This window comes from Terriglobales bacterium (assembly GCA_035454605.1).
Lineage (GTDB): Bacteria > Acidobacteriota > Terriglobia > Terriglobales > Acidobacteriaceae > DATMAB01.
In genome coordinates this window covers 1-11,926 of the sequence record DATIGQ010000195.1, presented here as the reverse complement: position 1 = coordinate 11,926, position 11,926 = coordinate 1, and the positions used below count along the sequence as shown (strand labels likewise).

Here is an 11,926-nt window from a genome sequence, read left to right as displayed (position 1 = left end):
CGCTGAGCGAGAACTTCGGGATGCCGGCCTCCTGCGCCAGCCGGCGCAGGATATGCGAGGCCAGAAGCGCAATGTCCTCGCGGCGCTCGCGCAGCGGCGGCACGCGCACCGGGATGACCGCCAGACGGTAGTAGAGGTCTTCGCGAAAGGCGCCGTCGGCCACCGCCTGGTCCAGTTCCCTGTTGGTGGCGGAGATGACGCGCACGTCCACGGCCACTTCCTGCGTTCCGCCAACCGGGCGCAGGCTCCGCTCCTGCAATACACGCAACAGCTTGACCTGCATGGCCAGGCTCATCTCGCTGACTTCGTCGAGGAAGATGGTGCCGCCGCCGGCCGCCTCGAACAGGCCGTGCTTGTTCTGGGTGGCGCCGGTGAACGCGCCCTTCACATAGCCGAAGAGCTCGCTCTCCAGCAGAGTCTCGGGAAAAGCGCCGCAGTTGACCGAGACGAAGGGCTCGGCGGCGCGGGGCGAACAGGTGTGGATGGCGCGCGCCACCAGTTCCTTGCCGGTGCCGCTTTCGCCCTGAATGAGGACGCTGGAGCCGGTGGGGGCGACGGCACGCACCGTCTCCTTAAGCTTTTCCATGGGGGCACTGGAGCCGATGATGTTCTCCAGCGAGTTGCGGCTGGCGGCATCGCGCCGGAAGGCCAGATTCTGGCGGCGGAGGTTCAGGGTTTCGGTGGCGCGGGTAATGGAGAGGCGCACCTCATCCACCAGGTTGGTTTCCTTGAGGATGTAATCGAAGGCGCCGGCTTTTACGGCCTGGATGGCGGTCTCGAGCTCGCCGACGGCCGTCATGAGCACCACGGCGGAATCAGGCGAGGTCTGGCGGGCGAAGCGCAGCACTTCGATGCCGTCGGTGGCGGGCATCTTGATATCGGTGACGATGACGTCGTAGAGCGCGGACTGGATCTTCTTGCGGGCGGCGTCGCCGGAGGTAACGGTCTCCACCTTGTGCCCGTCCTTGCGCAGCATCATTTCCAGGAGCTGACAGGCGGAGACGTTATCGTCGCAGACCAGGATGTTAGCCACGGGACACCTGCTGTCCGGCGGCCTGCGGGATTGCTACCGGTTCGCCGGGGAGGTCGGCGCGCTTGATTTCGAGCAGGAACTCGGCGCCCTGGCCATCGGCAGAGTGCACGGAGATGCGGGCGTCGTGGGCCTGCACGATCTGGTAGACGATGGCCAGGCCGAGGCCCATGCCGCCTTCAAAGTCGGACTGGAAGGGCTCGAAGATCTTGTCCAGCTTGTCGGGGGAGATGCCGGCGCCGGTGTCGGCGAAGCGGATCTGCCACCAGCCGTCCTGGGGAGTGAGCGAGACGCTGAGGGTTCCGCCGCTGGGCATGGCGCGCACCGCGTTCTCACACAGGTTCCAAAACACCTGCTTCATGCGGTTGCCGTCCACCACGGCCGGCGCCGCAGCCGCCCCGTAACTACGGACCACCCGGAAGGGAGCGTGGGCAGGCTGGGGGCGGTTTTCCAGGAGCTTGAGCGTGTCCTCGAGCAGCGGCAGCAGGTCGTGCTGGGCGAACTCGTAGCCCTTCTCGCGGGAGTACGCCAGGAACTCGTTGATGATGTTGTTCAGCCGCTGCGATTCGCGGGTGACGATCTCTGCCAAGGTGCGCTGTTCCTCATCCAGCGGGGAATGCTCGGAGAGCGCCTTCACCGAGCCGGCGATGGAGGAGAGCGGATTCTTGATCTCGTGCGCAATGCCTTCGGCCATACGGCCGACGGCGGCCAAGCGGTCGCGCATGCGCACCTCACGCTCCAGGCGGCGGATGTCGGTGAGATCGTCGAAGGTGTAAACGTAACCGATGGTGCCGCGCTCGGGCACGGTAAGCGCCGAGGCGGTAACGGCGAACGTCTTTTCCCGGCCGCCGGGCGACTGGTAGCGGACCTCGCCGTGGGTGCGGAATGAACCCACCGCCGGCAGGCGGTCGAGAAAGAGCCGGTTCACGGGAAGCCCGAAGACCTCGCCGGCGCGGCGCTCCAGCAGGCGCTGGCCGGGGGCGTTGAGCAGGCCGATGTGGCCGTCGAGACCAGTGGTGATCAGGCCGCCGCTCATGGAGTTGATGATGTTCTCGTGCAGCGCCTGCAGGTTCTCCAGCGCGCCCGAGGCGTCCTGCAGTTGCACGTCCACCTGGCGGAGCTTCATGGCCAGGGTGCTGGAAAGATACGCAATCAGCAGGTAGCCGAACAGGTTGATGAAGATGGTGGCCTGCAAGGCCTTGAGGTCGGGACGAGTCACGGAATACGGACGGATCACTTCGAACACATAGGTCAGCTCCAGCAGCGCACCGTAACAGATGAAGGAGAGCGCGGCCACCAGGTAGGCCCAGGTGCGGGTCATCAGGATGCTGGCCACGATGACGACCAGCGGGAACAGGAAGATGTGGAAGTAGGAGTCGATGCCGCCCGTGACGTAGACCACGGCGGTTGCGAAGAGCAGGTCGGTGAAGACCTGCAGGCGGGCCTGCATGCGGTAGTCGTCCCAAAGCGTGACCAGCAGGGCGTAAAAGACCGCGATGGTGTACCAGAGCAGGATGACGGAAAGAAAGAGATTCTCCGGGACGTTGGTGCGGGTGAGCCGGATGATGGCCAGCTCGATGCCCAGCAGGAAGGTGATGACAATGATGCGCACCTTGACCAGCCAGGCCAGCCAGGTGCGCTCGTTGAATTCCGGTGTCATCCTTCAGCCCGGCCGCGGAGGGAGGGTCGAAGTCCGCGGAGGCGTCCCGGGCGGGGCCCGGGACGCCGTTCGAGTCTCAACCCGACAGTTTACCGATCATGGCAAACAGCGGCAGATAGAGGGAAATGATGATGCCGCCGACCGCCACGCCCAGAAAACCGATCATCAGGGGTTCGAGCAACGTAAGCATGTCCTTGGTGGCGCTATCCACTTCGTCCTCGTAAAAGTCGGCGATCTTCTGCAACATGGCGTCCATGGCGCCGGTCGCCTCACCCACGCCGATCATCTGCGAGACCATGTTGGGGAACACGCCGCTTTCGCGAAGCGGATCGACGATGGTGCGGCCCTGCTCGATCGCGCTGCGCACCTTCATGAGCGCTTCCTCCATCACGGCGTTGCCAGAGGTGCGGGCGGTGATGGAGAGGCCGTCGAGGATGGGCACACCTGAGGCAATCAGGGTGCCGAGCGTGCGGGTGAAGCGGGCGACGGCGATCTTGCGTAGCAACATGCCGATGATCGGCAGGTTGAGCAGGAACTTATCGAACATGTAGCGCCCGCGCGGGTCCTTGAGGAACTGCTTGAAGCCCCAGAAGGCGCCGATGCCAGCCGGAATGTACAGCCACCAGAGTTTGAAGAAGAAGTAGCCCAGGCCGCCGCTAATGCCCAGGACAATGCGGGTAGGCAGGGGCAATTCGACTCCGAGTCCGGTGAACAGGTTCTTGAAAATGGGTACCACGAAGATCATCAGGCCGGCCACCACCAGCACGGCGATGCTGATGACCGACACCGGATAGATGAGGGCGGACTTGATGGCCGACTTGAGCTTGACCTCTTTCTCCACATAGGTGGCCAGGCGCTGCAGAATCTGGTCGAGGATACCGCCGGTCTCGCCGGCCTCGATCATGTTGGTCTTGAGGTCGTCGAAGATGGCGGGAAACTGGCGCATGGCATTGGCCAGTGTGGAGCCGCCTTCCACCGAGGTGCGAACGCCGGTGAGCGCGCGCTGGAAGTTGGCGTTCTCCTGGTTGGCGGCCAGGATCTCCAGACACTGCACCAGCGGTAGACCGGCATCGATCATGACTGAGAACTGGCGCAGGAAGATGCCGATATCCTTAGTGGCCACCTTTCCGGAGCCGAACTTCGGCAAGGCGAACTCCTTGCCTTTCTCCTTGATGGCACTGGGAGTGATGCGCTCACGGCGCAGCATCTGGTCCAGCACCTGCTTGTTGACGGCTACACGCTCGCCGGAAACCTTTTGTCCTGCGGAATCCAGGCCCGTAAACGTGAACGTCGGCATATCCACCTCCCATGATTCGACTGCGTTGCGGCGCCTTCCTCGCTAACGCCGCATCGGCGGAACCGCAGCCCTGCCGGCAGCGCCCCGGTTGATCATCTCCTGCAGCTCGTCAGCGTTGGACGAGCGTTGGATCGCTGTTTCCAGCGTGATGAGCTTCTGGAAGTAGAGGCTGGCCAGCGATTGGTTGAACGTCTGCATGCCGAACTTGTCCTGCCCGGCCTGCATGGCGGAGTAAATCTGGTGAATCTTGTCCTCACGAATCAGGTTGCGTACGGCGGCGTTGGGAATCAGGATTTCCATGGCCATGCAACGGCCCTGGCCGCCGACTTTGGGCAGCAACGCCTGGCAGAGGATGCCCTCCAGCACCAGCGAGAGCTGAGCGCGAATCTGCGACTGCTGGTGCGCGGGAAACACGTCGATGACGCGATTGATGGTGGAGGACGCGGAGTTGGTGTGCAAAGTTCCGAAGGTGAGGTGGCCGGTTTCCGCGATGCGCAGGGCGGATTCGATGGTCTCCAGGTCACGCATCTCGCCGATGAGCACTACGTCGGGGTCTTCGCGCAGCGCGGCGCGCAGGGCGTTGGTGAACGACTTGGTATCGGAGTGTACCTCGCGCTGGTTCACCAGGCACTTCTTGTGCTGGTGCACGAACTCGATGGGATCCTCGATGGTGATCATGTGCTCGTGGCGCTCACTGTTGATCTTGTCCAGCATGGCCGCGAGCGTGGTGGACTTGCCCGAACCGGTGGGCCCGGTGACCAACACCAGGCCGCGCGGTTTCTCGCAGAGCTTGGCGACCACCGGCGGCAGGGCGAGTTGCGCGAAGGACTTGATCTCGAAGGGGATGACGCGGAAGACGGCGGCGGATGCGCCGCGCTGGTTGAAGCAGTTGGCGCGGAAGCGCGCCAGACCCTTAAGGCCGAAGGAAAAGTCCAACTCCAGGTTTTCCTCGAAGCGGTGCTTCTGGGCGTCGGTCATGACGCTGTAGGCCAACTGCTTGGTCTCCGCAGGTGTGAGCGGCGGCATGTCCAGCGGGTTCAGGTGGCCGTGCACGCGGATCTGGGGCGGCGAATTGGTGGTGATGTGCAGGTCGCTGCCGCCCATGTCGAGCATCTTCTTGAGCAGTTCGCTCAGGGTCGCGGTTGCCACGATGAATCTCTCCCTTTCTCCGTATCAGTGCACGGTCTCACGCGCCACTTCTTCGAGCGTGGTGACGCCGTCCATAACCTTGATGAGACCGCTGCGGCGCAGCGAGAACATGCCGCGCTCCACGGCCTTCTTCTTGAGTTCGAGCGCCGAAGCGCCCACCAGGATGAGCTCGCGCAGGTCATCATCCACTTCCATGACCTCATAGAGTCCGGCGCGGCCCTTGTAGCCGGTATTGTTGCAGGTGCCGCAGCCCTTGCCCTTGAAAATCTTGGCGGTCTTGGCTTCCTCGGGACCGAAGCCGGCCTCTACCTTGGCCTGGTAGGGCAGGTCGACCTCCTCGATGCAATCTTTGCAGATACGGCGCACCAGGCGCTGGGCCACGATGAGGTGCACCGAGGTGGCCACCAGGAAGGGCTCAATGCCCATGTTCATCAGGCGGCTGATGGTTTCCGGCGCTCCGTTGGTGTGCAGGGTGGAGAGCACCAAGTGGCCGGTGAGCGCAGCCTTGATGGCGATTTCCGCCGTCTCGAAGTCGCGAATCTCGCCCACCAGGATGATGTTCGGATCCTGGCGCAGGAAGGCGCGCAGCGCGGCGGCGAAGTTCAGCCCGATGGACTCCTTCATCTGCACCTGGTTGACGCCGGCGAGCTGGAACTCCACCGGGTCCTCGGCGGTCATGATGTTGGTGTCGGGAGTGTTCAGGCGGGAGATGGCGGAGTACAGCGTATTGGTTTTCCCCGACCCGGTTGGGCCGGTGACCAGAACCATGCCGAAGGGCTTGAGGATGGCGCGCTCGAACTTTTCCAGCGACTCGGGCTCAAAACCGAGCTTGGTCATGTCCAGGCGCAGATTCTCCTTGTCCAGCAGGCGCATGACGATCTTCTCGCCCCACAGGGTGGGCAGGGTGCTGACGCGGTAATCGAGCTGCTTCTTGCGGCCCCCGATCTGCATCTTCAGCATGATGCGGCCGTCCTGCGGCAGGCGCTTCTCGCTGATATCCAGCTTGGCCATGATCTTGATGCGCGAAGTGATGGCGTCTTTGAGCTTGGCGGGCGGCGACATGATGGACTGCAGCATGCCGTCAATGCGGAAGCGGACGCGGTATTCCTTCTCGTAAGGCTCGATGTGAATGTCGCTGGCGCCGCGCTTGACGGCGTCGGAGAGGATGATGTTAACCAGTTTTACAATAGGAGCTTCGTCGGCGGCCTTCTCCAGCTCGCCCAGAGCCAGCTCCGCTTCTTCCGCCTGGAGCTCGACGTCGGCGTCGCCGCCCTCCACCTGGGCCATGACCTTCTCCAGGTCCTCTTCGGCGGAACTGCCGTAGGCCTTCTCGATGGCCGCCAGGATGGCGCTCTCGGAGGCAACGACGGGCTCGATGTTGAAGCCGGTCATGAACTTGATGTCGTCCATGGCAAACACATTGGTGGGATCGACCATGGCGATGGTGAGCGAGGCGCCTACGCGGCTGAGCGGCAGGATCTGGTAGCGCTTGGCGGTTTCCTGCGGGACCAGCTTCACGACCGAAGAATCCACCTCGAAAAACTGCAGGTTGATAGCGGGGACGCCGTATTGCCGGGAGAGGAAATTGGTGACGTCGTCGTCGGTGAGGAAGCCCAGTTTGACCAGCGACGAACCCAGCCGGCAGTTGTTGTCCTTCTGATGCTTGAGGGCCTGCTCCAACTGCTCGTTATTGATGACCTTCTCTTTGACCAGAAGGTCGCCCAGCCTCTGTGACATGATCCGGTCTCTCCCCTCCGGGAACGCGCTGGACTCAGGCCCGCGCTGACGAAACCGGCGGCGCCACTACACACACGCCGCCACCGACTCACGCGGGGTGATTTTGGCGAATCGTATGCGGAGTGACAAGAAATGTCAATCAGCAGATGTTATGACAGTGGTAAACGTTAGCCGCCCCAGACCCGTTCTTCCGGCCACTTCCGTCGCTGCCCTTTCGGGTTGCAGCGCCTAGAATGCACTTTGTGGACCGCGAACCGGCTCTCCGCCACTACTACCGCGCATTGATATCCGCCTGGGGTCCACAGGGCTGGTGGCCGGCGAGGACTCGGTTCGAAGTCATCGTGGGCGCCTTTCTGACCCAGAACACGGCCTGGAGCAACGTGGAGAGCGCGCTCGAAGCGCTGCGCCGGGCGGGCCTGCTCACGGTGGCGGGCGTCCGGCGGGCGCCGGAAGCGCGGCTGGCGCGGCTCATCCGCTCTGCCGGCTATTTCCGCCAGAAGGCGCGCCGGCTGAAGAATTTTGTGCGGCATCTGGATAAGCGCTACGGGGGCTCGCTCGAACGCATGTTCGCGCGCCCGACCCACGAATTGCGGGCCGAGCTGCTGGCGCTCAACGGAATTGGGCCGGAGACCGCCGACTCCATTCTGCTTTACGCCGGAGGGCACGCATCGTTCGTGGTGGACGCCTACACGCGCAGGATCCTCGAGCGGCATGGGTTGGCCGGGAAGAAATGGCAGTACGACCGCGTGCGAGAGCTGTTTGAGCGGTCGCTGGAGAGTGAACCACCGTTTCGAGTTTCAAGTTTCGAGTTTTCAGAAGAAGCATCTGCTTTCCGCCGCGCCAAGTTCCACCCGCCAGCGACAAGCCCGACGGCGCGGGTTTACAACGAGTACCATGCCCTGCTGGTGCGCGTGGGCAAGCACCACTGCCGGAAGCAGCAGGCGCTGTGTGCCGGGTGCCCGCTGGAACCGTTCCTGGCCGCGAAGACCCGTCCAGCCGCCGCCCGCCGCGGAATATAATCGGAGGCACAACTCCGGCCGGCCCAGCCGGAGCGGGCCCTGTGTCTCCCGAACCGACAACCCGGAAGCCCGGCCGACGCCGTGTCGCGGTACTGATCGCGCTCGCCATCGGCATCTTCCTGCTGTTCGCGGTGGTCTTCTCGCAAGCCGCGTTCAACCTGACCTTCCTGCGGCCCTCCACCTCCGAGCAGACGCTGATCTTCACCGCCGTTTCCGCGCTGATCTTCCTGCTGCTGGTGGCGCTGACGTTCGTGCTGCTGCGCAACCTGCTGAAGCTGTTCGCGGAGCGGCGCGGGGGCGTGCTGGGCTCGAAGTTCCGCACCAAGATGGTGGTGGGCGCGCTGATGCTCTCCTTCGCGCCCGTGATCTTCCTCTTCTTGTTCGCCTACGGGCTGATGAACCGCTCCATCGACAAGTGGTTCTCCAGCCCGGTGGAGGAGATGCGCGAGAATGCCGGCGAAATCGCGGAACTGGTCTCCAGCTACGCCGCCCGGAACGCGCAAGGGGAAGCGGCGGCGATCGCCGCGTCTCCGGAAACGCAGCGCGCCTTCGAGACCGGCAACTTCTCCGGAGTGATGAGCGAGTTCCGCCGCCACGAGCCGACGCTCAAGGGGGGCTTCGCGCTGGCGGTCCTGGAAGACCATGCGGTGGCCAGCTTCCGCGCACCGGAAGCCTGGCCGGTGCTGCGCACCGTGCTGCCCAAGCCGGATGCCTCCGGCCGCCTGCCGCGCGAACCGTTCGCCTACAAAGGCACGGAGTACATGCTGGGGGAAGGGAGGGTGCTGGGCGGTGGGCGCATTCTGGTCGCCATGCCGCTGCCGGAAAATTTTTCCGCCACGCTCAAGAGCCTGGAAGAGAGCCGCCGCAAATCGCTGCAGTTGAGCGCCGAACGCAAGATGGTGCGCCGCACATACATGGGCATGCTCTGGCTGCTGACCGTGCTGGTGCTGTTCGCGGCCACCTGGTTCGCGCTCTTCCTTTCCCGGCTGGTCACGCGGCCGGTGGCGGCGCTGGCGGAGGCCACACAGCAGATCTCCGCCGGCCACCTGGACTATCGGGTGGAGGTGGCAGCGGCCGATGAGCTGGGTGAACTGGTAGCCAGCTTCAATCGCATGGCGGCAGAGCTGGAACAGACGCGGCGGCAGATCGAGTCCTCGCGCAGCGAGCTGGCGCAGGCCAACGTGGCGCTGGAAGAGCGCCGCCGCCACATGGAGACCATCCTGGAGAGCACACCGACGGGCGTGCTCTCGCTCGACGCCCAGGGCCGCGTGACCCGAGCCAACCAGGCTTTCGAGCGGATGTTTGCCGCGGGAGGCGGCCGCGTCACGGCGGGCTCGCCGCTACGGGACTTGTTTCCGACTGAGGTGTCGCAGGACTTGCAGCGTCTGCTGCGCAAGGCCGACCGCATGGGTTCCACGTCCGCGCCGATGGAGATTGCCACGCCGCGCGCGCGTCTGGAGGTGATGGTCACAGCGGCCTCGCTTGACGCCGATTCCCGCGCGGCCGCTTCGCGGCTCGGCCACGTGCTGGTGTTCGAGGACCTCTCCGAACTGCTGCGCGCGCAGAAGCAGGCGGCGTGGCGCGAGGTGGCGCGCCGCGTGGCGCACGAGATCAAGAACCCGCTCACGCCCATCGCGCTTTCGGCGGAACGCATCCGCCGGCACCTGGAGCGCGGCACCGCACCGGATAGCGAATCCATCAAGGTCATTGACGGCTGCGCGCAGACCATCGGCGAAGCGGTGGAGACGGTGCGCACGCTCGTCGACGAGTTTTCCACCCTGGCGCGCTTCCCTGCCTCGCAGCCGCAGCCGGCCAATGTCAACGCCATCGTGGAAAGCGCGCTGGCGCTGTTCAACGGCCGGCTGGACGGCGTCAACGTGCGGACGTTCCTGGCGGCGGATCTCCCCGCCGTGATGGCGGACCCGGAGGCTCTCAAACGCGCGCTGGCCAACCTGGTGGACAACGCCTGCGAAGCCATGCAGGGTTCCATGGTGCGCGAGGTGCACATCTCCACCGCGCTGGTGGGCAAACGTGATGCGGTGGAGATCGTGGTGGCCGACACCGGCCACGGCGTCACGCCCGAACTGAAGGAACGCCTCTTCCTGCCCTATTTCTCCACCAAGAAGCGCGGCACGGGACTGGGCCTGGCCATCGTCAGCCGCATCGTCGAGGATCATCACGGCTCCATTCGCGTGGAAGAAAACGCGCCGCTGGGGGCGAGGTTCATTATCGAACTGCCGGTAGCGACGAATAGCTAGCGGCTCGCTGCCGCCTGCCGGTCACCGGCCATTGCAGATGCTATAGTTCCGATTTGTCCCCATGCATAGTGTCCTCATCGTCGATGACGAACCGGGCATCCGCGAGTCGCTCGAAGGCGTGCTCACGGACGAAGGCTACTCGGCCTCGTCGGTCGAAAGCGGCGAAGCGTGCCTGGAGGCGCTGAAGAAGCGTCCCTACGACGTGGTGCTGCTCGACATATGGTTGCCCGGCATCGACGGTCTGGAGACGCTGGAGAAGATCCGGCAGTCGCACGCGCACTCGGACGAAGCGCCGGAGGTCATCATCATCTCCGGTCACGGGACGATCGAGACCGCGGTGCGGGCCACCAAGCTGGGCGCATTCGACTTCCTGGAAAAGCCGCTCTCGCTCGAGAAGACGCTCATCCTGGTGAAGAACGCCGTGGAGGCGCGCCGCCTGCGCAGCGAGAACCGCGACTTCAAGCGCCAGTTGCAGTCGAAGAGCGAGATCGTGGGCGAGAGCGTGCCCATGAAGGCGCTGCGCAAGCAGATCGCGCTCATGGCCCCCACCAACGGCCGGGTGCTCATCTACGGCGAATCCGGCACCGGCAAGGAGCTGGTGGCGCTCGCCATCCACAACCAGAGCCCGCGCCGCGAGGCCCTGTTCGTGGAGGTGAACTGCGCCGCCATCCCCGAAGACCGTATCGAGAGCGAGCTCTTCGGCCATCGCAAGGGCGCGCTCCCCGGCGCCGACGAGGACAAAGACGGCAAGTTCCTCAAGGCCGATGGCGGCACGCTGTTCCTGGACGAAGTCGGCGACATGAGCCTGAAGACCCAGGCCAAGGTGCTGCGCACGCTCGATGAACAGAAGTTCACGCCGGTAGGCAGCGACCAGCCCGTCAGCGCGGACGCGCGCGTGATCGCCTCCACGAATAAGGACCTGGAGGAGGAGATCGCCCACGGAAATTTCCGCGAGGACCTCTTCTACCGCCTGAACGTCATCCCCTTCTACGTTCCGCCGTTGCGCGAGCGCGTCGAAGATATCCCCATGCTGGCGCGCCACTTCCTGCGCGAACTCTCTTCCCAGTACAGCCGGCGGACGAAGGAACTCACCGACGACGCGCTCGACGTGCTCATGCGCTACGCCTGGCCGGGCAACGTGCGCGAACTGCGCAACGTGATTGAGCGCATCGTCATCATGAACCCCACCGTCAGCCGCCTCGATCGAAAACACCTGCCGCCGCTGGTGTATCGCGACGGCAGCCGCCGCACTGCCAGCGATTTTTCCAGCCTGCACCAGGCCCGCGCCGCCTATGAGCGCGACTTCATCCTGAAGAAATTGGACGAGAACCACGGGAATGTTTCGCGTACCGCCGAAGTGCTCGGGCTGGAGCGCAGCCACCTGTACAGAAAGATGAAGGCGCTGGGGATAGCGGTGAAGGAATAGCCACCTAACCCAAGCGCCAGTCCTGCTCTTCAAGAAAACGTTTCGACTCTCTCCACCCAGGCTGCACTTTCACGAACAATTCCAAGTAGACCTTGGTTCCGAGGATCCGCTCGAGTTCGTAGCGGGCGTTCGTTCCGATCTTCTTCAGCATGGCGCCGCCCTTTCCGATGAGGATCTTCTTCTGGCCGTCGCGCTCGCAGTAGAGAGTGGCGTAGATGCGCGTGAGCTTCGGTAGTTCTTCGTACTTGTCCAACATCACGGTGACCGCGTAAGGCAGTTCCTGCTCGGTGGCGAGGATGGCCTTCTCGCGCACAATCTCGGCGGCGAGGAACCGCTCCGGCTGGTCCGTG

At 64.1% G+C, this 11,926-nt stretch carries 9 protein-coding genes; 3 read left to right on the top strand and 6 right to left on the bottom strand.

Going from position 1 to position 11,926, the window contains the following annotated elements; translation table 11 throughout:
* The 5 genes from VLE48_13745 to pilB form a co-directional block, all read right to left on the bottom strand.
* Nucleotides 1-1,033, bottom strand: a 1,033-nt coding sequence (locus tag VLE48_13745) for a sigma-54 dependent transcriptional regulator (protein ID HSA94073.1), incomplete at its 3' end; no start/stop codon positions are given.
* Nucleotides 1,026-2,690 carry an ATP-binding protein gene (locus VLE48_13740; protein ID HSA94072.1) on the bottom strand — a complete coding sequence of 555 codons (1,665 nt, stop codon included), beginning with the start codon at nt 2,688-2,690 and terminating at the stop codon, nt 1,026-1,028. The genes VLE48_13740 and VLE48_13745, both read right to left, overlap by 8 nt.
* A gap of 76 nt (nt 2,691-2,766) precedes the next feature.
* Entirely contained in the window at nt 2,767-3,987 is a 1,221-nt protein-coding gene (locus VLE48_13735) for a type II secretion system F family protein (GenBank protein ID HSA94071.1), read from the bottom strand.
* Between the two features lie 42 nt (nt 3,988-4,029).
* A complete protein-coding gene (locus tag VLE48_13730) occupies nt 4,030-5,136 on the bottom strand; it encodes a type IV pilus twitching motility protein PilT (protein HSA94070.1) in 1,107 nt (368 codons plus the stop codon).
* Between the two features lie 24 nt (nt 5,137-5,160).
* The gene (pilB, locus tag VLE48_13725) at nt 5,161-6,873 is read right to left on the bottom strand and encodes a type IV-A pilus assembly ATPase PilB (protein HSA94069.1); all 1,713 of its coding nucleotides are present in this window, start codon (nt 6,871-6,873) and stop codon (nt 5,161-5,163) included.
* A gap of 242 nt (nt 6,874-7,115) precedes the next feature.
* On the opposite strand from pilB, the gene VLE48_13720 reads away from it, so the two are divergent.
* The 3 genes from VLE48_13720 (at nt 7,116) to VLE48_13710 (ending at nt 11,576) form a co-directional block, all read left to right on the top strand.
* Nucleotides 7,116-7,892: a hypothetical protein gene (locus VLE48_13720; GenBank protein HSA94068.1), complete on the top strand. Its 777-nt coding sequence runs from the start codon at nt 7,116-7,118 to the stop codon at nt 7,890-7,892.
* A 41-nt stretch (nt 7,893-7,933) separates the two neighbouring features.
* Nucleotides 7,934-10,150 (top strand): ATP-binding protein, encoded by a 2,217-nt coding sequence (locus tag VLE48_13715; protein ID HSA94067.1) that lies wholly within the window; start codon nt 7,934-7,936, stop codon nt 10,148-10,150.
* Nucleotides 10,151-10,211: 61 nt separating this feature from the next.
* Nucleotides 10,212-11,576, top strand: coding sequence for a sigma-54 dependent transcriptional regulator (locus VLE48_13710; protein ID HSA94066.1), 1,365 nt, complete (start codon nt 10,212-10,214; stop codon nt 11,574-11,576).
* 4 nt (nt 11,577-11,580) lie between these two features.
* Here the strand turns inward: VLE48_13710 and VLE48_13705 are convergent.
* Nucleotides 11,581-11,926 (bottom strand): KH domain-containing protein (locus tag VLE48_13705; protein HSA94065.1); only part of this gene is annotated, 346 nt, incomplete at its 5' end.

What these genes read in the sequence shown, in the direction of transcription:
- VLE48_13740 (HSA94072.1), bottom strand. Translation starts at nt 2,690, where the DNA reads ATGACACCGGAATTCAACGAGCGCACCTGGCTGGCCTGGCTGGTCAAG.
- VLE48_13735 (HSA94071.1), bottom strand. Translation starts at nt 3,987, where the DNA reads ATGCCGACGTTCACGTTTACGGGCCTGGATTCCGCAGGACAAAAGGTT.
- pilB (HSA94069.1), bottom strand. Translation starts at nt 6,873, where the DNA reads ATGTCACAGAGGCTGGGCGACCTTCTGGTCAAAGAGAAGGTCATCAAT.
- VLE48_13710 (HSA94066.1), top strand. Translation starts at nt 10,212, where the DNA reads ATGCATAGTGTCCTCATCGTCGATGACGAACCGGGCATCCGCGAGTCG.